The 25,764-nt window shown below is 55.4% G+C and carries 20 protein-coding genes; 7 read left to right on the forward strand and 13 right to left on the reverse strand.

The genetic code is table 11. From position 1 onward, the window contains the following. Positions 1–16 precede the first annotated feature (16 nt). Positions 17–640 carry a thiol:disulfide interchange protein DsbA gene (dsbA, locus tag DVA43_RS18170; protein ID WP_103177586.1) on the forward strand — a complete coding sequence of 208 codons (624 nt, stop codon included), beginning with the start codon at positions 17–19 and terminating at the stop codon, positions 638–640. A gap of 15 nt (positions 641–655) precedes the next feature. Here dsbA and DVA43_RS18175 read toward each other — a convergent pair whose 3' ends face one another. Then, positions 656–1,564 carry an acyltransferase gene (locus DVA43_RS18175; RefSeq protein WP_114316342.1) on the reverse strand — a complete coding sequence of 303 codons (909 nt, stop codon included), beginning with the start codon at positions 1,562–1,564 and terminating at the stop codon, positions 656–658. A gap of 436 nt (positions 1,565–2,000) precedes the next feature. Between DVA43_RS18175 and polA the strand changes: the two genes are divergently transcribed. Continuing rightward, a complete protein-coding gene (gene polA, locus DVA43_RS18180; protein WP_114316343.1) occupies positions 2,001–4,793 on the forward strand; it encodes a DNA polymerase I in 2,793 nt (930 codons plus the stop codon). A gap of 311 nt (positions 4,794–5,104) precedes the next feature. Here the strand turns inward: polA and yihA are convergent, their stop codons facing one another. Beyond that, positions 5,105–5,731, reverse strand: a complete 627-nt coding sequence (gene yihA, locus DVA43_RS18185) for a ribosome biogenesis GTP-binding protein YihA/YsxC (RefSeq protein ID WP_103177583.1) — start codon at positions 5,729–5,731, stop codon at positions 5,105–5,107. A gap of 582 nt (positions 5,732–6,313) precedes the next feature. Here yihA and yihI point away from each other — a divergent pair. Both yihI and hemN read left to right on the forward strand, forming a co-directional pair. Next, positions 6,314–6,826, forward strand: a complete 513-nt coding sequence (yihI, locus tag DVA43_RS18190; protein WP_103177582.1) for a Der GTPase-activating protein YihI — start codon at positions 6,314–6,316, stop codon at positions 6,824–6,826. Positions 6,827–7,014: 188 nt separating this feature from the next. Next, positions 7,015–8,388: an oxygen-independent coproporphyrinogen III oxidase gene (hemN, locus tag DVA43_RS18200; protein ID WP_114316344.1), complete on the forward strand. Its 1,374-nt coding sequence runs from the start codon at positions 7,015–7,017 to the stop codon at positions 8,386–8,388. 73 nt (positions 8,389–8,461) lie between these two features. Here the strand turns inward: hemN and DVA43_RS24580 are convergent, their stop codons facing one another. The 4 genes from DVA43_RS24580 to glnA form a co-directional block, all read right to left on the reverse strand. After that, entirely contained in the window at positions 8,462–8,584 is a 123-nt protein-coding gene (locus tag DVA43_RS24580; protein ID WP_147271040.1) for a YshB family small membrane protein, read from the reverse strand. 111 nt (positions 8,585–8,695) lie between these two features. Continuing rightward, on the reverse strand, positions 8,696–10,108 hold the full coding sequence (glnG, locus tag DVA43_RS18205) for a nitrogen regulation protein NR(I) (RefSeq protein WP_103177579.1): 1,413 nt from the start codon (positions 10,106–10,108) through the stop codon (positions 8,696–8,698). An 11-nt stretch (positions 10,109–10,119) separates the two neighbouring features. Further along, entirely contained in the window at positions 10,120–11,169 is a 1,050-nt protein-coding gene (gene glnL / locus DVA43_RS18210; protein WP_114316345.1) for a nitrogen regulation protein NR(II), read from the reverse strand. Between the two features lie 187 nt (positions 11,170–11,356). Next, on the reverse strand, positions 11,357–12,766 hold the full coding sequence (gene glnA / locus DVA43_RS18215; protein ID WP_103825293.1) for a glutamate--ammonia ligase: 1,410 nt from the start codon (positions 12,764–12,766) through the stop codon (positions 11,357–11,359). Between the two features lie 388 nt (positions 12,767–13,154). Here glnA and typA point away from each other — a divergent pair, with 388 nt between their 5' ends. Then, positions 13,155–14,978 carry a ribosome-dependent GTPase TypA gene (gene typA / locus DVA43_RS18225; RefSeq protein ID WP_103177576.1) on the forward strand — a complete coding sequence of 608 codons (1,824 nt, stop codon included), beginning with the start codon at positions 13,155–13,157 and terminating at the stop codon, positions 14,976–14,978. Positions 14,979–15,057: 79 nt separating this feature from the next. Here typA and ompL read toward each other — a convergent pair whose 3' ends face one another. From ompL to yihU, 7 genes are all read right to left on the reverse strand, one after another. Next, positions 15,058–15,744, reverse strand: coding sequence for a porin OmpL (gene ompL / locus DVA43_RS18230; protein ID WP_114316346.1), 687 nt, complete (start codon positions 15,742–15,744; stop codon positions 15,058–15,060). 75 nt (positions 15,745–15,819) lie between these two features. Further along, positions 15,820–17,244 carry an MFS transporter gene (locus DVA43_RS18235; RefSeq protein ID WP_114316347.1) on the reverse strand — a complete coding sequence of 475 codons (1,425 nt, stop codon included), beginning with the start codon at positions 17,242–17,244 and terminating at the stop codon, positions 15,820–15,822. Between the two features lie 43 nt (positions 17,245–17,287). After that, positions 17,288–18,670: an MFS transporter gene (locus DVA43_RS18240; protein WP_114316348.1), complete on the reverse strand. Its 1,383-nt coding sequence runs from the start codon at positions 18,668–18,670 to the stop codon at positions 17,288–17,290. A 45-nt stretch (positions 18,671–18,715) separates the two neighbouring features. Next, the gene (locus tag DVA43_RS18245) at positions 18,716–20,740 is read right to left on the reverse strand and encodes an alpha-glucosidase (protein ID WP_114316349.1); all 2,025 of its coding nucleotides are present in this window, start codon (positions 20,738–20,740) and stop codon (positions 18,716–18,718) included. Between the two features lie 16 nt (positions 20,741–20,756). Next, positions 20,757–21,998: a sulfoquinovose isomerase gene (yihS, locus tag DVA43_RS18250; protein ID WP_114316350.1), complete on the reverse strand. Its 1,242-nt coding sequence runs from the start codon at positions 21,996–21,998 to the stop codon at positions 20,757–20,759. Positions 21,999–22,012: 14 nt separating this feature from the next. Further along, a complete protein-coding gene (gene yihT / locus DVA43_RS18255) occupies positions 22,013–22,888 on the reverse strand; it encodes a sulfofructosephosphate aldolase (protein ID WP_114316351.1) in 876 nt (291 codons plus the stop codon). Positions 22,889–22,905: 17 nt separating this feature from the next. Next, positions 22,906–23,796, reverse strand: a complete 891-nt coding sequence (gene yihU / locus DVA43_RS18260; RefSeq protein WP_114316352.1) for a sulfolactaldehyde 3-reductase — start codon at positions 23,794–23,796, stop codon at positions 22,906–22,908. A 155-nt stretch (positions 23,797–23,951) separates the two neighbouring features. Between yihU and DVA43_RS18265 the strand changes: the two genes are divergently transcribed. Next, positions 23,952–24,848 carry a sugar kinase gene (locus DVA43_RS18265; RefSeq protein WP_114316353.1) on the forward strand — a complete coding sequence of 299 codons (897 nt, stop codon included), beginning with the start codon at positions 23,952–23,954 and terminating at the stop codon, positions 24,846–24,848. Between the two features lie 34 nt (positions 24,849–24,882). Further along, complete coding sequence (locus tag DVA43_RS18270; RefSeq protein ID WP_103825285.1) at positions 24,883–25,683, forward strand: DeoR/GlpR family DNA-binding transcription regulator; 801 nt, start codon at positions 24,883–24,885, stop codon at positions 25,681–25,683. Positions 25,684–25,764 lie beyond the last annotated feature (81 nt).

The following is a 25,764-nucleotide window of genomic DNA, read 5'->3' on the forward strand; positions in this document are numbered from 1 at the left end:
CAGGAGAGAGTTGATCATGAAAAAAATATGGCTGGCGCTGGCAGGTATGATTCTGGCATTTAGCGCTTCGGCTGCACAGTTCACCGATGGTAAACAGTATATTACCCTCGACAAACCTGTAGCCGGAGAACCTCAGGTACTGGAGTTCTTCTCATTCTATTGCCCGCACTGCTATGAGTTCGAGCAGGTTCTGCATGTTTCCGAAAACGTGAAGAAGAAGCTGCCTGAAGGCACCAAAATGACCAAGTATCACGTTGAGTTCCTTGGCCCGCTGGGCAAAGACTTAACGCAGGCGTGGGCAGTCGCTATGGCCCTGGGCGTGGAAGACAAAATCACTGCACCGATGTTTGAAGCCGTGCAGAAAACCCAGTCTGTACAGACCACTGCTGATATCCGTAAGGTATTCGTCGATGCAGGCGTTAAGGGCGAAGAATACGATGCAGCCTGGAACAGCTTTGTCGTGAAATCTCTCGTGGCACAGCAGGAAAAAGCGGCCGCCGATCTGCAACTGCGTGGCGTTCCAGCCATGTATGTTAACGGTAAGTACCAGCTGAATATGCAGGGGATGGATACCAGCAGCATGGACATCTTCGTGCAGCAGTATGCCGACACTGTGAAGTATCTGGTTGAGAAGAAGTAATAAAGAAAACGCCGGTCAATGACCGGCGTTGTTGTATTGGGCTTTAATCCTGTCGATTAGCGCGTCTTTTTCCGTCCACAGCGTGTTCAGCCAGAGCTGGAAACGCCGCTTAAAGTTCTTATCGTTAACATAGTCCCCATGTAACTCTTCTGCCACAGGCACCAGATCAATTCGCACCACAATCCGGGTTAACTTGCCGCTGAGCATATCGTAAAACGGTGTCTTGTCGTTCTCCGGATAACAGAGCGTCACGTCCAGTAATTTGTCGAACTGTTGGCCCAGTACGTTAAGCGCCATGGCGATTCCCGCCGCTTTTGGCGGCAGCAGGTTGCTGTACGGTGAGCGGGTTTGCTGCTTTTTCTCTTCGGTAAAGCGAGAGCCTTCCACAAAATTGACGATGGTGGTGGGATGCGCGCGAAACTTCTCGCAGGAGCGGCGTGTCGTTTCAACATCTTTGCCGCGGCGTTCAGGATGGCGGATCAGATAGCTACGGGAATAGCGCTTCATAAACGGCATATCCAGCGCCCAACAGGCCAGCCCAATAAAGGGTACCCAGGCGAGCTGCTGTTTAAGGAAGTACTTATTCATGGGAATGTGTTTGCGGAACAGTACGCATAACACCACGATATCGGCCCAGCTATGGTGGTTGCAGATAAGCAAATACCAGTTTTTCTTGTTAAGCCCTTCCAGACCCTTAACATCCCATTTCAGATGTGGATTAAGACGCAGAAGCACCGCCAGACCTTCACACCAGCAGTACATCATAACGTTACAGAATGCAGATACGGCACGCCAGACAACGGGGATCGGTAATAGCAGTTTAATTATTCCGGCGATAATGATCGGCACAGAACAGGCGATGGTGACCAGAATAGTTAATGCGATACTTAAGAAGAGGGTGATCGCAGCCAGGAGTCTAGACATGATGAATTTTTTCAGGTGGTTAGCTATGAATGGCGCCTGATAAACAGACGCAGGGCGCTGATTTTACCAGAAAACGGTTAAAGGATGGCGCTTTAACTTGGCGGGAAAGCTGATTTGTATGCGCTGTGGAGAAAAATCCTGTTATGCCGATCCTGCGTGGCTTATATCCACATGGAGTAAATTGTCATCAATCGAAAATATGAGATCGTGATCAAATCACAACCCATTGATTATTAATGTTAATAATTATCTCATCGATCCTCATTAAGCACATTTAATCCAGGTTACAGAAAATATTCACAAACTTATCCACAGTTTTAATTTGCGAGCGATCCTCAGGATCGCAAAATCTTTGGCTGTATTGGCGGTGAAAAACTGATGTTTTCATCCTTCTGTGGCATCCTTTATTCATAAATTACTTAAAGGCACGGACATTATGGTTCAGATCCCCGAAAATCCGCTTATTCTCGTCGACGGCTCGTCTTACCTCTATCGGGCATATCACGCCTTTCCTCCGCTGACTAACAGTGCGGGAGAGCCTACGGGCGCAATGTATGGTGTGCTGAACATGCTGCGTAGCTTGATCATGCAGTATCAGCCAAGCCATGCCGCCGTGGTCTTCGATGCGAAAGGCAAAACTTTCCGGGATGAGCTGTTCGAACATTACAAATCTCATCGTCCGCCGATGCCGGACGATCTGCGCGCGCAAATTGAGCCTCTGCATAAGATGGTAAAAGCGATGGGGCTGCCTTTGATGGCCGTCTCGGGCGTTGAAGCGGACGATGTTATCGGTACGCTGGCGCGTGAAGCTGAGAAAATGGGCCGCCCGGTCCTGATCAGCACCGGCGATAAAGACATGGCTCAGCTGGTCACGCCGGGGATCACCCTGATTAACACCATGACCAATACCATTCTTGGGCCGGAAGAGGTCGTCGCTAAATATGGCGTGCCGCCGGAACTGATCATCGATTTCCTCGCGCTGATGGGTGACTCCTCCGATAACATTCCTGGCGTACCGGGCGTGGGCGAAAAGACGGCCCAGGCGCTGCTGCAAGGTCTGGGCGGGCTGGATACGCTGTATAGCGAGCAGGATAAAATCGCCGGACTGACCTTCCGCGGTGCCAAAACCATGGCCGCTAAGCTTGAGCAGAACAAAGAGGTGGCCTACCTCTCTTATCAGCTGGCAACCATCAAAACAGACGTAGAGCTGGATCTAACCTGTGAACAGCTTGAAGTGCAGCAACCTGCCGTTGAAGAGCTGCTAGGCCTGTTTAAGCAGTACGAGTTCAAACGCTGGATAACCGATGTCGAAGCGGGGAAATGGCTGCAGGCGAAAGGGGCTAAACCGGCGGCTAAGCCAAAGGAGACCCTGGTGATCGATGCAGAAGAGGAGCCGGAAGAAGAAGCCAGCGTGCTCTCTTCTGAGCATTACGAAACCATCCTCGATGAAGCGCAGCTGCAACGCTGGATTGAAAAGCTACAGCAGGCACCGGTATTCGCTTTCGATACCGAAACCGACAGCCTCGATAATGTCTCCGCCAATATGGTGGGTCTCTCCTTTGCCACAGAGCCTGGCGTTGCCGCCTATGTGCCGGTTGCCCACGACTATCTGGACGCGCCTGAACAGATCGCCCGCGAGCGCGTTCTTGAGCTCCTCAAACCGATCCTTGAAGATGAAAAAGCACTCAAGGTGGGGCAAAACCTGAAGTTCGATCGCGGTATCCTGCAGAACTATGGTATTGAGCTGCGCGGCATTGCGTTCGATACCATGCTGGAGTCCTATATCCTCGACAGCGTCGCCGGTCGTCACGATATGGATTCGCTCTCCGACCGCTGGCTGAAGCATAAAACCGTCACCTTTGAGCAGATCGCCGGTAAGGGCAAGAATCAGCTGACCTTTAACCAGATCGCCCTGGAAGAAGCGGGACACTATGCGGCAGAAGATGCTGACGTCACGCTGCAACTGCATTTAAAGATGTGGCCGAAGCTGCAAAAACACGCCGGGCCGCTGAACGTGTTCCAGAATATCGAGATGCCGCTGGTGCCGGTTCTGTCCCGCATCGAGCGCAACGGCGTGAAAATCGATCCGGCTGTGTTGCACAAGCACTCAGAAGAGATCGCCCTGCGCCTGCACGAGCTGGAACAAAAAGCGCATGAGATCGCCGGTGAGCCGTTTAATCTCTCGTCCACTAAACAGCTGCAGACCATCCTGTTTGAAAAGCAGGGTATCAAGCCGCTGAAGAAAACACCGGGCGGGGCGCCTTCCACCTCTGAAGAGGTGCTTGAGGAGCTGGCGCTGGACTATCCTCTGCCGAAAGTGATCCTGCAATACCGTGGGCTGGCAAAGCTGAAATCGACCTACACCGATAAGCTGCCGTTGATGATTAACCCAAAAACGGGCCGCGTACATACCTCTTACCATCAGGCGGTAGCGGCTACCGGGCGACTCTCCTCAACCGATCCTAACCTGCAAAACATTCCGGTGCGTAATGAAGAAGGGCGCCGTATCCGTCAGGCGTTTATTGCGCCAGAGGATTACGTCATTGTCTCTGCTGACTATTCACAGATTGAGCTGCGTATCATGGCGCACCTCTCCCGGGATAAAGGGCTGTTGACCGCCTTTGCGGAAGGGCAGGATATTCACCGGGCCACGGCAGCCGAAGTGTTTGGTATGCCGCTGGAGAGCGTCACCGGGGAACAGCGCCGCAGCGCGAAGGCGATCAACTTTGGCCTTATCTACGGCATGAGCGCCTTTGGCCTCTCCCGCCAGCTCAATATTCCGCGTAAAGAGTCGCAGAAGTATATGGATCTCTATTTCGAGCGCTACCCGGGCGTGCTGCAATATATGGAGAACACGCGCGCCCAGGCGAAAGAAAAAGGCTATGTCGAAACCCTGGAAGGGCGTCGCCTCTATCTGCCGGACATCAAATCCAGCAATGCGGCCCGCCGTGCCGGTGCCGAACGTGCGGCAATAAACGCCCCGATGCAGGGGACGGCGGCAGATATCATTAAACGTGCGATGATCGCCGTTGACGCCTGGCTGGAGAAAGAGCAGCCGCGGGTGCGGATGATCATGCAGGTGCACGATGAACTGGTGTTTGAGGTGCATAAAGACGATCTTGAACCGGTCTCGAAAAAGATCCATGAACTGATGGAAAACAGCGTCAAACTGGATGTGCCGTTGCTGGTGGAAGTCGGTCAGGGAGAAAACTGGGATCAGGCTCACTAACTCTTTCTGGGATATGAACACTTTCTGTAAGTAAGCAACATATCCATGAACGTTTTGTGATGATCATTAGAATTCCCTATGTAAAGAATGAAAAAAAACTACAAAAAGTGCTTTGTCTATAGTCTAAAAAAGGGTAGAGTTATTCGCGTAGGGTACAGAGGTAAGATGTTCTATCTTTCAGACCTTTTACTTCACGTAATCGGATTTGGCTGAATATTTTAGCCGCCCCAGTCAGTAATGACTGGGGCGTTTTTTATTGCGGCAAACAAAAGTTCAGCGCAAAAAAAGCGCGGACATCGCCGCGCTCATCATTACTCATCCGCTTCTGACGCGGGTTCCAGCTCGCTGTACCAGATATCCAGTTTCTCACGCAGTTTGTCCACGCCTTGCTTCTTCAGCGAAGAAAACGCCTCTACCTGGATGTCGCCGTTAAACGCAAGCACAGCTTCACGCACCATATTCACCTGCGCTTTACGCGCGCCGCTGGCCAGCTTGTCGGCTTTGGTGAGCAGTACTAATACCTGGATCCCGCTCTCTACAGCCCAGTGGATCATCTGCTGATCGAGATCTTTAAGCGGATGGCGAATATCCATCAGGACGACCAGGCCCTTCAGACACAGGCGTTTTTCCAGGTATTCCCCCAGCGCGCGCTGCCACTTGAGTTTCATCTCTTCCGGAACTTCGGCATAGCCATAGCCTGGTAGGTCAACCAGGCGCTTGCCCGGTGCGACTTCGAACAGGTTAATCAGCTGGGTGCGGCCAGGCGTTTTAGAGGTACGCGCCAGGCTTTTCTGATTGGTCAGGGTATTCAGAGCGCTGGATTTCCCCGCGTTGGACCGGCCAGCAAATGCCACTTCAAGACCCGTATCGGCAGGTAAATGGCGAATATCAGGCGCACTGAGGAGAAAATGCGTCTGGTGATAATTCAGGTTGGTCACGTGGTTGTCTCCAGAAATTCGTAACGTTGGGGGGATTATACCTGAACAGAGAGAAAAGGCTTTTCCCATCGGCAACCCGGCTGTAAGTAAAAACCCTGGGCTTTGTGAGAGATCTGCCATTTTAACTATGGGATATTTAAGAAAAATCGCAGCGCTTTAAAAAATCAAAACGATTAAAATCAAACTATTAACGGTTAGTCTTAGTCTGAAAGTCGCGGAAAATGGCCGTTTGTGGCTTGTGAGTTCAGCCTGAAACGGTAAAGTAGCGTTCAACGGCGAGGATGCCGACAGGAACCGGACTTAAGGACAAGGGTCAGGAGCGCCAGGAGGCGAAGACACAGGAAAGTCAGGAAGACGAACGCCTTGGAGGCGTTAAAAAGGGAAATGGAACCTATCACGGACGGTACCTGCTAAGGGATAGACAGGGTTAGTCGTAAGCAAACAAGGATTGTCAGACCCGTAACGGGTTGTGAGTCAGGAAAAAAGGCGACAGATTGCTCTGTCGCCTTTTTTCTTTGCTTGCTTTCTGCTAGATTTCGCCGCAATTCTATACTCAAGAAAACGACTTAAAGACAAAACACCATGAAAAAACCGACCTCCGCTGCAGGCGCTAAACGTCCTGCTAAAGCACGCCGCAAAACGCGCGAAGAACTGAATCAGGAAGCGCGCGATCGCAAACGCGAGAAAAAACATCGTGGTCATGCTGCGGGTAGCCGCGCGAGTGGCGGTACTTCGGGCGCGTCTGCGAATAACAAGCAGCAGAAAGACCCGCGTATCGGCAGTAAAAAACCGGTTCCATTAGGCGTGACCGATGCCCCGGTCACCAGGCAGCACAAACCGAAGAGCGAGAAACCTATGCTTTCACCGCAGGCTGAGCTGGATTTGCTGGAGAATGATGAGCGCCTGGACGCGCTGCTGGAACGTCTTGAAGAGGGTGAAACCCTGAATGCAGAAGAGCAGTCATGGGTAGATGCCAAACTGGATCGCATCGATGAACTGATGCAGAAGCTTGGCCTCTCTTACGACGATGAAGACGAAGAGGAAGAAGAAGAGAAACAGGAAGATATGATGCGCCTGTTGAAAGGTGGAAACTAACATTTGCACCCGGCAGGTTCTATCGTCCTGCTAATAACCCTTCCGGTTATATGTTATCTGGTGTGGTTATTCGTTAAACTACGGCGGTTGTCGCGGCGACAGAAGTGGCTGCGCACCCGATTCATGGCCCGCACAGGGGGCAGAACGGGCCGCCGTATACGAACGCGACACCAACGGAAGGAGTGAGCATGTCTGTAGCAACCATCGACTGGGATCTGGCCCTGATCCAGAAATATAACTATTCCGGGCCGCGTTATACCTCGTATCCCACTGCGCTGGAATTTTCCGACGCTTTTGGTGATAGCCAATTCCAGCAGGCGGTGGCGCGTTACCCTGACCGCCCGCTCTCTCTGTATGTTCATATCCCGTTCTGCCACAAGCTCTGCTACTTCTGCGGCTGCAATAAGATTGTGACCCGCCAGCAGCATAAAGCGGATCAGTATCTGGATGCGCTTGAGCAGGAGATCCTGCATCGCGCGCCGCAGTTTGCCGGTCGTCACGTCAGCCAGCTCCACTGGGGCGGCGGTACGCCGACCTACCTGAATAAAGCGCAAATCAGCCGTCTGATGACCCTGCTGCGGAACAACTTCCGCTTCAATGGCGATGCTGAAATCTCTATCGAAGTAGACCCGCGGGAAATCGAGCTGGATGTGCTCGATCATCTGCGTGCCGAAGGGTTTAACCGCCTGAGTATGGGCGTGCAGGACTTTAATAAAGAGGTCCAGCGGCTGGTCAACCGTGAGCAGGATGAAGAGTTCATCTTCGCTCTGTTGAACCATGCCCGGGAGATTGGCTTCACCTCCACCAACATCGATCTGATTTATGGCCTGCCGAAGCAGACGCCAGAAAGTTTCGCCTACACGTTGCAGCGCGTGGCGGAACTCAACCCGGACCGCCTGAGCGTCTTCAACTATGCGCATCTGCCGACGCTGTTTGCTGCCCAACGCAAAATCAAAGATGCCGATCTGCCTTCCGCGCAGCAAAAACTGGATATCCTGCAGGAAACCATCACGTCATTGACCCAGACCGGCTACCAGTTCATCGGCATGGATCACTTTGCTCGCCCGGATGACGAGCTGGCGATTGCCCAGCGCGAGGGTGTTCTGCATCGTAACTTCCAGGGCTACACCACCCAGGGCGATACGGATCTGCTGGGGATGGGGGTGTCGGCCATCAGCATGATTGGCGACTGCTATGCGCAGAACCAGAAAGAGCTGAAGCTCTACTACCAGCAGGTGGATGAGACCGGCAATGCGCTGTGGCGCGGCATCGCGTTAACCCGCGACGACTGTATTCGCCGGGACGTGATCAAGGCGCTGATCTGTAACTTCCGTCTCGACTTCAGCGCGGTGGAAGCGCAGTGGGATCTCATTTTTAAAGACTACTTTGTGGAAGACATGAAGCTGTTGGCGCCGCTGGCGAAAGATGGGCTGGTGGAGGTGACGGAGAGTGCGATTGAGGTTACGCCGAAAGGGCGTTTGTTGATTCGTAATATCTGTATGTGCTTCGATGCCTATCTGCGGCAGAAAGCCCGTATGCAGCAGTTCTCGCGGGTGATTTAAGCCGCATTGCCGGGTGGCGGCTTCGCCTTACCCGGCCTACATTTCGCGCTTTGTAGGCCGGGTAAGCGAGGTGCTAGCTAGACAACCCCACCAGCGCCGCACACAGCACAGCTGCAATGGCCGTTTGTGGTGTATGTCCCGCTGCTGCGCTGGCTTCAAGGCCGCCAGACAACAAATTCACGATTGATTCCAGCATGATGACCCCCCATTTTTCCGGGCAAGATCATACTCAACTCATCAGTACAGTAAAGCGCAAAATAGCACCACTTTGCGCTTAATTAACTCTCTTTACACAGGGGGGAGGCGATCACTCCATCCCCAGTTCTTTTAACTTACGCGTCAGGGTATTGCGCCCCCAGCCGAGCAGGCGTGCCGCCTCCTGCTTGTGGCCCTGGGTATGGCGCAGCGCGGTGGTCAGCAGCGTGCGCTCCATTTCGGGCTGCGCCTCGGAGAGCAGGTCCTGATGACCGGAGCGCAGGGCGCGATCGGCCCATTGCGCCAGCAGTGTCGCCCAGCTGTCGGGCAGGCTCTGGCCGGTGCTGCTTTCCGGAACGTGGGTTTCGAAAAGCTCGGGCGGCAGATCCTGAATCAACACTTCCTGGCCGGCGGCCATGACCGTCAGCCAGCGGCAGGTATTTTCCAGCTGACGCACGTTACCCGGCCAGGCCAGACGCGTCAGCGCCGCTTCGGTTTCCGGGTGCAGCAGCTTGGCTTCCACGCCCAGTTCGCGGGCGGCATCCTGCAGGAAATGACGCGCCAGGCGCGGGATATCTTCCCGGCGCTCACGCAGCGGCGGCAGGTGTACGCGAATGACGTTCAGACGGTGGAACAGGTCTTCACGGAATTTGCCCTCCTGGACGCGCAGCTCCAGGTTCTGGTGAGTGGCGGCGATAATACGCACATCCACTTTGACCGGGGCGTAGCCGCCCACGCGGTAAAACTGGCCGTCCGCCAGCACGCGCAGCAGACGTGTCTGAACGTCGAGAGGCATATCGCCGATCTCATCCAGGAACAGCGTCCCGCCGTCGGCCTGCTCAAAGCGGCCCTGACGGATGGTGTTAGCGCCGGTAAAGGCCCCTTTTTCATGACCGAACAGCTCGGACTCAATCAAATCCTTAGGGATCGCCGCCATATTCAGGGCGATAAACGGGGCTTTGACGCGCGGGCTGTGGCGATGCAGGGCATGCGCAACCAGCTCTTTCCCGGTGCCTGACTCGCCGTTAATCAGCACGCTGATGGAGGAGCGTGACAGGCGACCAATGATGCGAAACACATCCTGCATCGCCGGGGCTTCACCAATGATATCGGTGGTAGGGCCGAAAACCGGGGCATTGCGCGGCTGCTGCTGTTCCTGGTAGTGGCTAATGGCGCGTTCAACCAGCGCCACCGCTTCGTCAATATCGAACGGTTTTGGCAGATAATCGAACGCCCCCTGCTGGTAGGCGCTGACGGCGGCATCCAGATCGGAGTGGGCGGTCATTATGATGACCGGAAGCATCGGATGACGCTGCTTAATCTGTTTTAACAGCGCGAGCCCGTCCATTCCCGGCATACGGATATCGGACAGCAGCACATCCGGGGTTTTGGTGGTGAGTGCATCAAGCACATCGGCACCACTCTCAAAAGCGGTGCAGCTTAAACCTGCTCCGGTAAGCGCCCGTTCAAGCACCCAGCGGATGGAGCTATCGTCATCAACTACCCAGACTATCCCTCGTTGCATAACCTAACCCTCTATTTCCTGATTGGCAGGTAAACCGAAAACTCGGTATGACCCGGCCAACTGGTAAATTCAATTTTGCCGGAATGCTGATCTATCAAATTACGGGCAATTGATAAGCCAAGCCCGGTCCCGCCTTCACGGCCGCTGACCATCGGGTAAAACAGCGTGTCCTGTAAATGGGAAGGAATGCCCGGGCCGTTATCTTCCACATCAATGCGGGCCGCCAGACGGTAGCGCGTGCCATGCAGGGTGAGCTGAAAGGCGGTGCGGGTACGCAGAATAATCTCTCCGCCTTCCGCCCCTAATGCCTGCAGGGCGTTGCGCACGATATTCAGTAAAACCTGTTCAATCTGGTCGGGATCGTGCGGCAGTTCCGGCAGGCTGGGATCGTAATCCCGAATCAGCCTGACGTTATCCGGCAGCTCCATCGACACCAGCTTGACGACGCGCTCCGCCACTTTGTGAATGCTTTCGGTGACATGCATTCCGGGTTGCTGCGGTCCCAGCAGGCGATCCACCAGGTTTCGCAGGCGGTCGGCCTGTTCAATGATGACGTTGGTGTATTCCGCCAGCGCCGGGTCGGGCAGGGCTTTAGTGAGCAGCTGCGCCGCGCCGCGCAGGCCGCCGAGCGGATTTTTGATCTCGTGGGCGAGGCCGCGCACCAGATCGCGGGCCGCAATCTGCTGAGCATGCTGGAGCTGCTCCTGACTGAGTCGACGCTGGTTATCCATCGGCGCCATCTCCAGCAGAATAAGCCCTTCAGGCAGCCGCTGTGCGGTCAGCGACAGAATATGCGAACGTCCGTCTATCACCAGCGTCACTTCGTTATCGGTAAAGCCTTGCCCCGCCTGCAGGCTCTCCTGCATCAGGCCGATATTCAGGGAAAAATAACTCAACAGCTCGGGCAGCGGCGCACCAAACAGTTTGCGTGAACTTTGCGCCAGTAACTGCTGGGCCGCGGGATTGGCGTAATGCACCGCCAGATCGTCATCGACCAGTAAAATGCTGTTGATAAGAGAATTGAGGATCTGCCCAGCATCGTGCAGCGTGCCAGTTGCCATTCAGCAGTCTCCTGGAGTTGTTTGCACTATTTTAGTGCAGTATAGCGTTTTTACGGCGAAAAACGCGTCAGATCAGCTTGTTGGCGGTGAAAAAAGCCCATCCGAAGATGGGCTGAAAAGTTTCCACGGCAACAAAAAAACGGCTATCAATCTCGCGCGGAAAAGGCCGCGCGACAGGAATTGAAGATTAGACGCTGTAGTACAGTTCGAACTCAACCGGGTGCGGAGTCATGCGAACGCGGTCGTTCTCTTCCATACGCAGTGCGATGTAAGCATCGATCGCTTCGTCAGTGAACACGCCGCCCGCAGTCAGGAACTCGCGGTCTGCGTCCAGTGCGTTCAGTGCTTCTTCCAGAGAACCGGCAACCTGTGGGATCTCTTTCGCTTCTTCTGGCGGCAGGTCGTACAGGTTTTTGTCCATCGCTTCGCCCGGGTGGATCTTGTTCTTGATACCGTCCAGACCCGCCATCAGCAGTGCTGCGAAGCACAGGTATGGGTTAGCAGCTGGGTCCGGGAAGCGCACTTCGATACGACGTGCTTTCGGAGAAGCTACCACCGGAATACGGATAGAAGCAGAACGGTTACGGGCAGAGTAGGCCAGCATGACTGGCGCTTCGTAGCCTGGGACCAGACGCTTGTAAGAGTTAGTGGTTGGGTTCGCCAGGGCGTTGATCGCTTTAGCGTGTTTGATAACACCACCGATGTAGTGCAGTGCCTGCTCGGACAGACCCGCATACTTGTCGCCAGCGAACAGGTTAGTTCCGTTCTTGGACAGGGACATGTGGCAGTGCATACCGGAACCGTTGTCGCCAAACATTGGTTTTGGCATGAAGGTCGCGGTTTTACCGAAGCGGTGCGCAACGTTGTGAACAACGTATTTGTAGATCTGAATTTCGTCCGCTTTCTTGGTCATGGTGTTGAAACGGGTGGCGATTTCGTTCTGGCCAGCAGTTGCAACTTCATGGTGATGGGCTTCAACAACCAGACCCATCTCTTCCATGATCAGACACATGGTAGAACGGATGTCCTGAGAAGAGTCAACCGGTGGAACCGGGAAGTAACCGCCTTTAACGGCTGGACGGTGACCTTTGTTACCGCCTTCGTATTTGGTGGAGGAGTTCCATGCGCCTTCGATATCATCGATAGCAACGTGGGAACCGGAAGTGGTCGCACCAAAACGGATGTCGTCGAACAGGAAGAACTCTGGCTCTGGCCCGAACAGAACGGTGTCTGCGATGCCGGTGGAGCGCAGGTACTCTTCAGCGCGTTTAGCGATAGAGCGTGGGTCGCGGTCGTAGCCCTGCAGGGTGCCTGGCTCGAGGATATCGCAACGGATGATCAGGGTAGACTCTTCGAAGAACGGGTCAATGAGGGCAGTAGATGCGTCTGGCATCAGAACCATGTCGGATTCGTTGATACCTTTCCAGCCACCAATCGAGGAGCCGTCAAACATTTTGCCTTCTTCAAAGAATTCGGCATTCACCTGATGAGCAGGAATAGTGACGTGCTGTTCTTTACCTTTGGTATCGGTGAAGCGCAGATCAACAAACTTCACTTCATGTTCGTTCAGCATCGTCAAAACGTGTTCAGCGGACATACTTAACTCTCCAGATTGGTCATTGTCGTCGTGGTAACGAGGTCTTCAAATTCTGTATAAGGCAGGCGGTGGTGCCTTTTGTTGCCGTATTTTTTATAAAGCGAAATCTGTGCCAACTTTTAAAACACCCTAAAAAGGCGCTATCATGCGCACCGTAGTGCAAAAGGGCTGCACCACGGTGGTTTTGTTGCACCATTATAGTGCTTCAATGTGAACATTGAGCACCATATTGGTGCAATTTACGTTAAAGTGCCCTTTTACCGCTCCGTGAAAGCGATCACAAAGCATCTCTGCAATACTTGTTTGCGGGGGATGTTTGTGATCCTGTTTTGTAGTGCGATTAATCCGTGTACAATAACGCGCTATTTCTAATGCCTGAGGCAAAGTTGTGATCGAAAATCTGCGTAATATCGCCATCATCGCGCACGTTGACCATGGTAAAACTACCCTGGTTGATAAGCTGCTGCAGCAATCCGGTACGTTCGATGCGCGTGCCGAAACTCAAGAACGCGTGATGGACTCCAACGATTTGGAGAAAGAGCGTGGGATTACCATCCTCGCTAAAAACACCGCGATCAAATGGAATGACTACCGTATCAACATCGTTGATACCCCAGGGCACGCCGACTTCGGTGGTGAAGTTGAGCGCGTGATGTCCATGGTGGATTCCGTGCTGCTGGTGGTTGACGCATTTGACGGCCCAATGCCGCAGACGCGCTTCGTAACCAAAAAAGCATTCGCCCATGGCCTGAAGCCAATCGTGGTAATCAACAAAGTTGACCGTCCTGGCGCGCGTCCTGACTGGGTTGTTGATCAGGTCTTCGACCTGTTCGTTAACCTGGATGCGACCGACGAACAGCTGGACTTCCCGATCGTTTATGCGTCTGCGCTGAACGGTATCGCTGGTCTGGACCACGAAGACATGGCTGAAGACATGACCCCGCTGTACCAGGCGATTGTTGACCATGTTCCGGCACCAAACGTCGATCTCGACGGTACCCTGCAGATGCAGATCTCTCAGCTGGATTACAACAACTACGTTGGTGTAATCGGCATTGGTCGTATCAAGCGCGGTAAAGTGAAGCCAAACCAGCAGGTCACTATCATCGATAGCGAAGGTAAAACCCGTAACGGTAAAGTCGGTAAAGTGCTGACTCACCTGGGCCTTGAGCGTATCGAGAGCGACATTGCGGAAGCTGGCGACATCATCGCTATCACCGGTCTGGGCGAGCTGAACATCTCTGACACCATCTGCGACCCGCAGAATGTGGAAGCGCTGCCAGCGCTGTCTGTTGATGAGCCGACCGTAACCATGTTCTTCAACGTCAACACCTCTCCGTTCTGTGGTAAAGAAGGTAAGTTCGTTACCTCCCGTCAGATCCTTGACCGCCTGAACAAAGAGCTGGTGCACAACGTTGCGCTGCGCGTTGAAGAAACCGAAGATGCTGATGCATTCCGCGTTTCTGGTCGTGGTGAGCTGCACCTGTCTGTTCTGATCGAAAACATGCGTCGTGAAGGTTTCGAAATGGCGGTTTCCCGTCCGAAAGTTATCTTCCGTGAAATCGATGGCCGTAAACAAGAGCCATTCGAGAACGTGACGCTGGACGTTGAAGAGCAGCATCAGGGTTCTGTAATGCAGGCTCTGGGTGAGCGTAAAGGCGACCTGAAAAACATGAATCCAGATGGCAAAGGCCGCGTACGTCTCGACTACGTGATCCCAAGCCGTGGCCTGATCGGCTTCCGTTCTGAGTTCATGACCATGACTTCCGGTACCGGTCTGCTGTACTCCACCTTCAGCCACTACGACGACGTTCGTCCAGGTGAAGTGGGTCAGCGTAACAACGGCGTTCTGATCTCCAACGGTCAGGGTAAAGCGGTTGCGTTCGCCCTGTTCAGCCTGCAGGATCGCGGTAAGCTGTTCCTGGGTCACGGTGCAGAAGTTTACGAAGGCCAGATCATCGGTATTCACAGCCGTTCTAACGACCTGACGGTAAACTGCCTGACCGGTAAGAAATTGACCAACATGCGTGCGTCCGGTACTGACGAAGCAACGGTTCTGGTTCCACCGGTTAAGATGACGCTGGAGCAGGCTCTGGAATTCATCGATGACGACGAACTGGTAGAAGTAACACCACAGTCTATCCGTATCCGTAAACGTCACCTGACTGAAAACGATCGTAAACGTGCAATGCGCGGTTCAAAAGAAGATTAATACAGTCAGTCTGTAGGCCGGGTAAGCGCATGCGCCACCCGGCAGGTAAAAAGCCGCTGAGCGATCAGCGGCTTTTTTATTAGAACGCGTACCGCACGCCCAGACGGATTCGGTACTGCTCGCGGTTGTAATCATTCCATCTGTCCAGCCACTGGAGTTCGAGGTACGGCAGCCAGTTTCTGTCGATCTTATAGCTGAACTTGTTCGTTATTTCCCAGTGGTGATCTTTGCCATTCTTACTGTGGTAATCATTGACCCGCTGGAAAAAGTGCGGCTCAAAGGTGTAGAAAAACGCATCCGTCACTTTAAAATTCCAGTAGTTAGCAAACTCGTGCGTGTCGTTCTTATCCATCTGCCCGTTATAGTCCGGCGTATCGTAATTGTTGTGGTTATAGCGATAGCGGAACGTCAGGTTGAACCCATCCGTAAATTTGTAGTTGGTATCTAAATAAACAGCGCCGCCCGACCCTGCGCTGCTGTCGTTAATTAAACCGCCCGGCTGGAAGGTGAGTTTGTTGGTTGGTTTAAAGAGCGGATACCACCCCTCTATTTCGTTATAGCTGTGCTTAAGCTCATCCCATCTCCCCACGTTATAAGCGTTGGTGAACATCAGCCCCGCGCCCATATCGAAGTTATAGCCAGCTCGCAGGATCACCTCATGTAGCTCGGAGGCCGTATTGTATGCTTCTCGTGTTTCGACATACGCCCCGGCAAATACCGGGCAGGAGACAGACGACACAATCAGTACAGTAATGATTCTTTTCATAACTTATCCATGTATCAGATAAAGAAAGGCCACCCCTCCCGTGGAATGGGAAGGGATTCATGGCCAGATTTATTGTTATAAAGTGACTGCTGACGCTTTATCGTTGGTGGTTATCTCAGGGGTATTCGCTGATGGTTTTTTTCGTTTGGCAATCTCCTCAATAATAAAGGCGAAGCGCGCTTCGTTGAGTTTATAAAAGAGTCCCATCGTGATGGCGGCGATAATCGCCAGGCCGCAGGGCCAGAGAAAAATAAGCTGGCGCAGCCCCAGCAGCGTGCTTGCGCTCTGCACCGCATGGGGCACGTAACCGATCTGGGTCAGCATAATGCCAGGCAAGAAACCGGCGAGGGCCGCGGAGATTTTGCGTGAGAAGGTATAGCCGGTATAAACCGACCCTTCGGCACGAATGCCGGTTTTCCACTCGCCATAATCAACGGTATCCGGCACCAGGGCCCAGTTCAGGCTGTTGACGAAAGCGGTGCCGAAAAAGGCCATACAGGAAAAGAGCACAAACAGCAGGGAGTTGCTCCCCCAGAAGAAGTTCAGCACGTCGCCCACCGCCCATAGCGTCAACCCGCCCAGGTAAACCGGTTTTTTGCCGAAACGCTTAACCGCGCCGGGCACCAGAAACACGCCGACCAGAATGCAGCCCATGCTGAAAAAGCCCATCCACGACAGCAGGTGCAGATCGTTCAGTACGTACTGGGTGTAATAGACCTGAATCGCCAGCTTGATGTTAAAGGCGGCAAGGGTACAGAGGTTGGCGATGCATAAGACCAACAGCGGTGGGTTGCGGAAAATCGCGCAGAACGATTTCAGAATGCCGGGTTTATGGTGATCGGGCGTGACCTCCACGTAGCGCTCTTTCACGCCGCTGTAGCACCACCACATGCAGAACAGCCCGCCGGTGACAAATACCAGGGCGGCAACCAGATAGCCGAGGGAGGGCTGGCTGACGAACAGCGCCTGAATGGGCATAAAACCGACGGTGCAGAGCAACAACCCCACCGTTGCGCCGCCCTGACGCCAGGCCGCCAGCTGCGCGCGCTCGTTCGGGTTTTTGGTGATGGCCGGCACCATCGCACCGTAGGCGCAGTTCATCAGGCTATAGCAGAGGCCGAACATCATAAAGAGCACGGTGGCGATAGCCGTTTTCACCGTCAGGCTAAAGTCGTTAGCCATAAACTGCGCCGCGGCAACCAGCGCAACGGGTACCGAAGCATAGAGAATAAAGGGCCGGAATTTTCCCCGCGCACCGATATTTCGCCGGGAGTCCAGCAGCACGCCGGTCAGCATGTCGGTAAAGGCGGTAAAGAACTTCGCCACCAAAAAAATAATGCCGCCATAGAACGCGGGCATGCCTAGTTCGTCGGTGTAAAACTTCAGCAGATAGAGCGTGCCGATACACAGCATCAAGTTAGAGCCAAAATCGCCCATCCCGTAGGCGCACTTCTCGCGCAGGCTCAACTTCAGGGTTAACGGATCAGGAGTGTGTGTCATGGTCGATCCTCATAGCGCCCCGCAGGGCGCTCGCTCAAGTCAGTTATGCCGTACGTTTGCGCAGTTCGATCTCTTCCACGATGCGCACATACATCTTCTCGTTGAGGTTGTAGAAGCAGCCCATCGCCACAATGGTGATGACCGCCAGCAGGCTGGGGTAGATAAATATCAGCTGCCGCAGCCCTTCAACGGTTCCGGCGGATTGCACCACGTTGGGCACATAGCCGATCTGCGTGAGCATGATCCCCGGGAAGAAGCCCGCCAGTGCCTGGGAAACCTTCCTGAAGAAGGTAAAGCCGGTGTAGACCGTCCCCTCGGAGCGCACGCCGGTGCGCCACTCGCCGTATTCCACGGTATCGGACACCAGCGCCCAGTTCAGGCTGTTCACAAACGCGGAGCCAAAGAAGGCCAGACAGGAGAACGCCACAAAGCTCACGGAGCCGCCGCCGAAGAAGTAGTTGAGCAGATCGCCCGCCACCCAAATCATCAGCCCGGTGATATAGACCTTTTTCTTGCCGAAGCGCCGCACCGCGCCGGGCATCATAAAGACGCCGATAAAAATACAGCCCATGCTGAAGAAGCCCATGTACGACAGCAGGATCGGGTCGTTCAGCACGTACTGCGTGTAGTAGACCTGAATGGCGAGCTTGACGTTAAAGGCACCCAGCGTGCACAGGTTGGCGATGCAGAGAATAAACAGCGGACGGTTCCCGGCGATGGCGCGAAACGACTGCAACAGTCCCGGTTTTTGCGCCGGATTAGCAGGCTGCGTTTCGACGTAACGCTCGGTCACGCCCTTATAGCACCACCACATAAAGAACAGCCCGAACAGCGAGAAAAGGGTGGCGGCAAAGATATAGCCAAGCTGGTCATTGCCCTCAATCAGGTTCATTACCGGGACAAAGCCCACGGTACAGAGCAGCAGGCCAAGCGTGGCACCGCCCTGACGCCAGGCGGCCAGCGAGGCGCGCTCGTCCGGGTTTTTGGTAATGGCGGGCACCATCGCGCCGTAAGAGCAGTTCATCATGCTGAAGAACAGGCCGTACAGCATGAACAGCACCGTCGCCATCACCGTTTTACCGGTGATTTCAAACGGCGTGCCGACGAAGTTGGCAATCGCCAGCAGCGTCACCGGGAAGGCGGCATACAGCACGAACGGGCGGAATTTTCCTTTCGGGCCGATCTTGCGCCGGGCGTCGAGCATGATCCCGGTCCCCATGTCGGTGAAGGCGGTAAAGAACTTGGCAATCAGGAAGATGATCCCGCCGTAGGTCCCCGGCAGGCCCAGCACATCGGTGTAGAACTTCAGCAGATAGAGCGTGCCGATATCCAGCAGGATGTTAGAGCCGAGATCGCCCATCCCGTAGGCGAGTTTTTCTTTAAACGGCAGGCGCAGGGTTGCCGGATCAGAAGTATGTTGACTCATTATTGTTCTCCGTCTGCCCGCAGGTTTCCCCGCGGGCGAGCCTTATCAGATATGACGTAAGGTGCTAAACAGATCTGCCCATTCGCTTTGCTCGCGATAGAAGACCGGCGGTTTGCCGAGTGGGGCATCAACGGTTATGTCACCGCCCTGGCAGGTTTCACCCGTCCACGCATTCACCCAGCTGTCCTGCGGCAGATAGAGCGACCAGTCATGGCGGCCCTCTTCATACACGGGCGCCACCAGCAGATCGCGGCCAAACAGATACTGGTATTTCAGCGTGTAGGCGCGCGCGTCCTCTTCATAGTGCAGGAACAGCGGGCGCATCACCGGCAGGCCGCTTTTCGCGTTCTGCGCGACGGCAGCTTTGATGTACGGTTTCAGGGTGGTGAAGACGGTGGTCATACGCGCGAAGTGCGCGATGGTTTCGGCGTCGCCGTCGAACTGCCAGTTATCGCCAGGGCGGTTGCCTTCGTGGGTACGCATCATCGGCGTAAAGGCGCTGAAATCGCACCAGCGCAGCAGCAGCTCTTTGCTGCGTTTCATCTCGAACAGGGTGGTATAGCCTCCGATGTCGCTGTGATGCAGGCCGTGGCCGGTCATCGCCAGCGAGAGCGCAGCAGGTACGACGGACGCCAGACCGTCGTCCAGGCTCCAGTCGACGTTCTGATCTCCCGCCCACATCATCACCGAGTGTTTCTGGCTGCCGGTGTAACCTGCGCGCATAAAGAACAGGATCTCCCCGAGCTTGCCGGTCTCTTCCAGCGCTTCGTAGTTACATTTCGCCCACAGGGCAGGCCAGGCGTTATGCATGATCTCCGCGCTGACGCCGTTGTGCAGGAAGGTATCGGTTGGCAGATATTCCCCGAAATCGGCCATCCAGCCGCCGCAACCCAGCTCGATCAGGTTCTTTTTGATCACCTCTTTGTACCAGCCGTAGGCTTCCGGGTTGGTCAGGTCGATAACGCCCGCGTAGAACTCGCCGAACTCGACGTGGTAATCCTTGCCGTCGGCGTCTTTGGTCAGATAGCCGCGTGTTGCCGCCTCTTCGCAGAGATCTTTGTCGCTGGCGACGTAGGGGTTGATATAGGAGAGGAACTGCACCCCTTCCTGTTTCCACTGCGCAATACGCTCATCAAGCTGCGGATAGAGTTCGCTGTTCCACTTCCAGTTCCACATCACGCGTTTGCCAAAGGAGGTCATGCGGATGCCGGACCAGTCCTGCGCCCAGATGCCGTTCACCTTCACGCCGCCTTCGCGCATGAGGTCGAGCTTCTGCTGGCACACGTCGGTGCCGCCCTGAATACCCAGCGTCACCCCGTCGTAAACCCAGTCCGGCAGCTCCGGCTGACGCCCCAGCAGGCCGGTGAGCTTTTCCAGCAGATTGATGTAGGTTTCTGCACATTCGAAGCGCAGCGTGGCGTTATCTTCCCAGAACGCCAGCTCGTGGAAGTCCGGCGCGCTGAAGTCGAAGTTCATGTAGCAGCTGTTATCCACGTGGCAGTAGTACTTCTGGGTGCTCACAAAGGTGGGTTGCGGGAAGAAGGTCCAGTAGTAATCCCCGCCCGCGTTCTCTTTGCAGTCGGCCTGCCAGGTCACATAGGTCTGCTTATTGCGGCCCACGCCCTGTTCGCTGGTCCACAGCGGGAACGGCTTGCCGCGCAGGTCGAAGTAGGAGAACTGCTCCCCGCAGCCGTAGATATGATCTTCAGGCTGTGCCGCCAGCCGCAGCCAGATACGATTATGGCTGGTGGCATCATTTTTGAGCTTTAACGTCAGGCGGCCTTCCGTATCAAGATCCACCAGCAGCGTGGCGCTTACCGCATCGCCACGGGTGAAGCGGATCGCCCAGCCCGCCTTTTGCTGCGTGACGGTCGCGTCGGTAAGGGCAATCTTTTCGTTGAGCTTATCCTGAATGCTGAAATTGCCGCGGAACATCTCAATATCGGCAACGCCTGCGCCGATCCACAGGCAGGGGGCGTCGGGCGAATGGGATAAAATCAGGCGATCCTGCCAGTGCAGGGTGAAACCGCGATCGTGAGTTTTCAAATCAATATCGTGTAGGGTACGCATAAGATCTCCGTTTTTATTATTTGGCCTGGCTATCCAGTAAGCCGGCGGCAACGGCTGGGGCTAACCCTGGCGCCAGCGGTAAGCGCGGGATCACCAGGCAGTGCAGCAGATGGTAAATATCCTGCTTGCCGTCCCAGACCTTAGTGGTCACTTCGTTATTGGCATCCAGCTCCTGCCACCAGGAACCGTTCTCGTAATCCATCAGGTATTTGCTGCAGTAATCCCACCATTTCTGATACCAGGCTTCGTACTGTGCCTCGCCGGTCACGGTATAGAGGGCATAGGCCGTGCCCATCGCCTCGACGATCGGCCAGCGCACGCGTTCGCGCACGATAGGCTTGCCGTCCCAGCCGACGGAGTAGACGAAGCCGTCGGCCCCGTCCGGCGCCCAGGCATCGCGGATGGTGGCGTGGAACAGTCCTTTTGCATCTTCTAGCAGCCACGCCGGCGGGGTTTCAAAGCGGGCTTCCAGCGCGGCGCGCAGATGCAGCATCAGACGGCCCCACTCAATCCAGTGCCCTGGCGTACCGCCGTAGGCGCGGAAACGGTGGGCGGGATTGTCGATGTTGTAGTCGCGGATCGGGTTCCAGTTGGTGTCAAAATGCTCGTTAACGCGATACTCACCCTTGCGCGCCACGTCGTGAATAATCACCGAGGCGATGCGCAGGGCGCGATCGAGCCATTTGCGATCGTGGGTGACGTCATAGACGATCAGGAAGGCTTCCACTGCGTGCATGTTGGCGTTGCCGCCACGGTAATCTTCCGTTTTGCTAAAGGGTTCGTCCCAGGATTCCAGACACATCTGTTCCTGTTCGCTCCAGAAGTAGCGCTCAATCACCTCAATGGCGTCGTCCAGCAGCTTGCGTGCCTGCGGGTGTCCGGTAGTAACGGCACTCGCTGCGCCGAGCAGCACGAAGAAGTGCTGATAGCCCTGCTTGGAGGCATCTATCACCCCTTCATCGTTAACGCAGGCGTACCAGCCGCCGTGCTGTTTGTCGCGCAGCGGACCGTTCAGGGTATTGATGCCGTGCTCAACCAGGGCGTATGCACCCGGGCGTCCCATGTTGGCCGCCACCGCGTAGACGTGCAGCATACGGGCGGTGATCCACAGATGGGTGCCCATATCGCTACGAACCTGGCCGTTATTGCCCAACCAGCCAAAGCCGGTGGGAACGGCGGCGTTTTTGCCGAAGTCGAGAATGCGGTCGGTCTCTTGTTCGAGCCAGCGGTTATGGCTCAGGGTGTTAAACCATTTCATATTCGAATCCTCTCTTAGCGGCGGGCCATCATTTCGTCGACGATCTCGCCCAGACGCTGCAGTTTCGGTACAGAAATATCGCGGAGCATCAGCTCGGTGTCCGGCAGGCCAATTACCGATGACCAGACGGCGCGACCGGCTAAAAAGCCCGATGCCCCCGCCTGCATCGCCACGCTTACGGCGCGCGGGAAGAGCTTGTCGTCCACGCCGGAGGAGAGGATCACCCAGGGCATGTTGATCTGTTCGTTGAGCTTCTGCGAGGCCGCCAGCAGCGCCTGCTGCGTGCCTTTGCCAAACAGCGGCATCTCCACTTTGTAGAGATCGGCACCGCTGTCTCCCAGCTCTTTGGCCGCGTCGATAATCGCCTGCTCGCGGTTAAACGCGTCACCGCGGCGCGGCGGACGCACCACCGGCTCGATAATGCTCAACAGACCGTTGTCGTGACACAGCGTGTTGAACGCCTTCACCATCTCCAGACGCTGCTGCGGATCTTCGTCGCTGCGCCACAGCACCAGCAGCTTCAGCGCCTTGCCGCCATCGCGTTTGACCGCCTGCGCGTCGACGTTCTTGTCGATCACCACGCTGTCGACAGGAATACCGTTCCCCGGAATAAACTCGTCGGCGGCCACAATCATCGCGCAGCTTTTCGCAACCGCCTGCTGCTCCACGATCTGGCGATAGCAGAACTGCTGGTCGACGAGGATCGCAGAGGCGTATGGCGACAGAATTTTCGCCGCGTTGACTTTAAAATCCGTGAGGTGCTGGTCAGTTACCGGCACCGGCGCGCCTGACGCGGCAAACATCAGGCGCATCGCTTCGCGCTGATCGACGGCCAGCATGGCAAAACCGCCGGAAGGTCGGGTGATATCTTTCAGGGTGTACATCGTCATTCCTCAGTCCTTTCGTATCAGTGTGATTTTTTCAGCCCGGCGGATGCGCGAACCTGTTCGAGAATGGCTGTCCAGTCTTCGCGCCCGCGCCCGGCGGCGCGTGCCTGGTTGTAAACTTCGCGGGAAGCCGCGCCCAGCGGCATCGGGACGTGAAGCTGGTTAGCCACGTCCAGGGCGATCCCCAGATCTTTATGTGCAAGGTCGATCATAAAGGCGGGAGAAAGATCCCCTTTCAGCACCTTGTTCGGCCAGGAGGTGGTGAAGTGGCCTTTGCCCGCAGGGGTGCCGCTCATCACCTTCAGCGCCACGTCAAAGGAGAGGCCGAGCGCTTCGCACAGCACGGCCGCCTCGGCGGAGAGGGCGTTCAGGGCGATACTCATGTAGTTATTGATGAGCTTCACGCGGATGCCCATGCCCGGCCCGCCGGCGTTAATCAGCTCATTGCCCATCGCCATTAAGACGGGGGTGGCGCGCTCAACCTGCTGCGCCGTACCGCCTGCCAGCAGGAGCAGCGTGCCGGCGATGGCATGGTCTGACGTGCGCCCGACGGGCACATCCATCAGGCTGAAGCCGCGTTCAGCCATGTCACGGATCAGGGCGTCGGTTTGCAGGGGATGAATGGTGGACATATCAATCACCAGCGCGTCGCGGGATAACCCTTCGCACACGCCGTGCTCGCCGAACAGTACGCTGCGCACCAGGTCACCGTTGGGCAGCATGGTGATAACGAATTCGGCGTCCGTTGCAGCCTGCGCGGGCGTAGTTGCTGCCTGGGCACCGCTTGCAACCAGCGTCTGAACCGCCTGCGGGTTCACATCAAAGACCTGAAGCTGGTGGCCTTGCTTCAACAGATTCTTCGCCATTGGCGCGCCCATCTGCCCTAAACCGATAAATGCGATTGCTGACATGCCTCTCTCCTGTCATATCGTGTCAATTTCTGCGCGTTTATGTTGTCTGTTTTTGATCGTATTTGTAATTTATAGTCAAAAAATAGACATGGGTCACTTTTTAAACATTTGGTGAAATTAAAATGAGAGCAACAGAAAACGCAGAAGGAATCACCATGACTCGCATCGTTTGTGTCGGCATCACCGTGCTGGATCGCATCTGGTATCTCGATGATTTACCAAAGGAAGGTGGGAAATATGTCGCAAAAAATTATACGGAAGTGGGCGGCGGCCCGGCAGCAACCGCGGCGGTGGCGGCGGCAAAACTGGGCGCGGAAGTGGATTTTATTGGCCGGGTGGGGGACGACGATACCGGGACAAGATTGCTCACGGAGCTGGAATCCCTGGGGGTGAATACCCGCTATACGCGCGTCGTGAAAGGTGCTCGCTCGTCCCAGTCCGCCGTGCTGGTGGATGCAGGCGGGGAACGCATTATTGCCAACTATCCCAGCCCGGATCTCCCTGCCGCGGCAGACTGGCTGCATGAAATCGACTTCTCTCAGTGGGATGTCGTATTAGCAGACGTGCGCTGGCATGAGGGGGCCAGAGAGGCGTTTACCCTTGCCCGCCAGCAGGGCGTGCCGACCCTGCTTGATGCGGATGTCACCCCGCAGGATATCGCGGAGTTGATTACCTTAAGCGATCACGCAGCCTTCTCTGCGCCGGGACTGCGGCGTTTAACGCAGCGGGATGAAGTCGAAGAGGCGCTGAAAAAAGCACAAACGCTCACAAATGGACATGTGTATGTCACCCAGGGGCGAGACGGCTGCTTCTGGGTGGAGAATGGCGCGCTATGTCATCAGCCTGGCTTTGAGGTAGAGGTGGTTGATACCACCGGGGCGGGGGATGTTTTCCACGGTGCGCTGGCGGTCAGCCTGGGGCAAAAGCAATCTCCGTCGGAAGCGGTACGCTTCGCCAGCGCTGTTGCAGCACTGAAATGCACGAAGCCTGGCGGGCGGGCTGGTATACCCGACTGTGATCAAACCCGCTCTTTTTTGTCACTTTTTGTATAAAATGCGGGGCGTGATGGTTTTCAGAGGACAGCCCATGAGCCTTACCGAACTGACCGGCAACCCGCGTCACGATCAGCTGCTAACGCTGATTGCCGACCGTGGCTATATGAACATTGATGAACTGGCGCAACTGCTGGATGTCTCCACGCAAACGGTGCGCCGGGATATTCGCAAGCTGAGTCAGCAGGGGCTGATCACGCGTCATCATGGCGGCGCGGGCAGGGCATCCAGCGTGGTTAACACCGCCTTCGAGCAGCGCGAAGTCTCCATGACCGAAGAGAAGCGGGCGATAGCCGAAGCCATTGCCGACTACATTCCCGATGGCTCGACCATTTTTATTACCATTGGCACGACGGTAGAGCACGTTGCCCGGGCGCTGCTCAACCATAATCATCTGCGCATCATCACCAACAGCCTGCGGGTGGCGCACATTCTTTATAAAAACCCGCGCTTTGAGGTGATGGTCCCCGGCGGCACGCTGCGCCCGCACAATGGAGGCATTATCGGGCCTGCCGCCACGGCGTTCGTCTCTGGCTTTCGTGCAGATTATCTGGTGACCAGCGTCGGCGCGATCGAGCAAGACGGCGCGATGATGGAGTTCGATGTTAATGAAGCCAGCGTGGTAAAAACCATGATGGCCCACGCCCGGCACATCTTACTGGCGGCCGATCATACGAAATATCACGCCTCTGCTGCGGTTGAAATTGGTAACGTAGCGCAGACGACGGCGCTCTTTACCGACGAGCTACCCGGCTCCGCGCTACAAACGCACCTTAAATCGAGCAAAGTTGAAGTTATTGAAGTCAATTCAAACGACGAACAGCAGGCGGGTTAACCCTCTCCCGGTCCGACGGTGATCGTCGGGCCGTTCCTTTCTTTAAGCTGAAGCTGGCGCATAGCCAAACATCTCTATTCC

Source organism: Leclercia sp. W6 (genome assembly GCF_003336345.1).
In the GTDB taxonomy this organism is placed as follows: Bacteria; Pseudomonadota; Gammaproteobacteria; order Enterobacterales; family Enterobacteriaceae; genus Enterobacter.

Bases quoted from the DNA above. Each gene is read 5' to 3' on its own strand.
- dsbA (WP_103177586.1), top strand. From the start codon at position 17: ATGAAAAAAATATGGCTGGCGCTGGCAGGTATGATTCTGGCATTTAGC.
- DVA43_RS18175 (WP_114316342.1), bottom strand. From the start codon at position 1,564: ATGTCTAGACTCCTGGCTGCGATCACCCTCTTCTTAAGTATCGCATTA.
- polA (WP_114316343.1), top strand. From the start codon at position 2,001: ATGGTTCAGATCCCCGAAAATCCGCTTATTCTCGTCGACGGCTCGTCT.
- yihI (WP_103177582.1), top strand. From the start codon at position 6,314: ATGAAAAAACCGACCTCCGCTGCAGGCGCTAAACGTCCTGCTAAAGCA.
- hemN (WP_114316344.1), top strand. From the start codon at position 7,015: ATGTCTGTAGCAACCATCGACTGGGATCTGGCCCTGATCCAGAAATAT.
- DVA43_RS24580 (WP_147271040.1), bottom strand. From the start codon at position 8,584: ATGCTGGAATCAATCGTGAATTTGTTGTCTGGCGGCCTTGAAGCCAGC.
- glnG (WP_103177579.1), bottom strand. From the start codon at position 10,108: ATGCAACGAGGGATAGTCTGGGTAGTTGATGACGATAGCTCCATCCGC.
- glnL (WP_114316345.1), bottom strand. From the start codon at position 11,169: ATGGCAACTGGCACGCTGCACGATGCTGGGCAGATCCTCAATTCTCTT.
- glnA (WP_103825293.1), bottom strand. From the start codon at position 12,766: ATGTCCGCTGAACACGTTTTGACGATGCTGAACGAACATGAAGTGAAG.
- ompL (WP_114316346.1), bottom strand. From the start codon at position 15,744: ATGAAAAGAATCATTACTGTACTGATTGTGTCGTCTGTCTCCTGCCCG.
- DVA43_RS18235 (WP_114316347.1), bottom strand. From the start codon at position 17,244: ATGACACACACTCCTGATCCGTTAACCCTGAAGTTGAGCCTGCGCGAG.
- DVA43_RS18240 (WP_114316348.1), bottom strand. From the start codon at position 18,670: ATGAGTCAACATACTTCTGATCCGGCAACCCTGCGCCTGCCGTTTAAA.
- DVA43_RS18245 (WP_114316349.1), bottom strand. From the start codon at position 20,740: ATGCGTACCCTACACGATATTGATTTGAAAACTCACGATCGCGGTTTC.
- yihS (WP_114316350.1), bottom strand. From the start codon at position 21,998: ATGAAATGGTTTAACACCCTGAGCCATAACCGCTGGCTCGAACAAGAG.
- yihT (WP_114316351.1), bottom strand. From the start codon at position 22,888: ATGACGATGTACACCCTGAAAGATATCACCCGACCTTCCGGCGGTTTT.
- yihU (WP_114316352.1), bottom strand. From the start codon at position 23,796: ATGTCAGCAATCGCATTTATCGGTTTAGGGCAGATGGGCGCGCCAATG.
- DVA43_RS18265 (WP_114316353.1), top strand. From the start codon at position 23,952: ATGACTCGCATCGTTTGTGTCGGCATCACCGTGCTGGATCGCATCTGG.
- DVA43_RS18270 (WP_103825285.1), top strand. From the start codon at position 24,883: ATGAGCCTTACCGAACTGACCGGCAACCCGCGTCACGATCAGCTGCTA.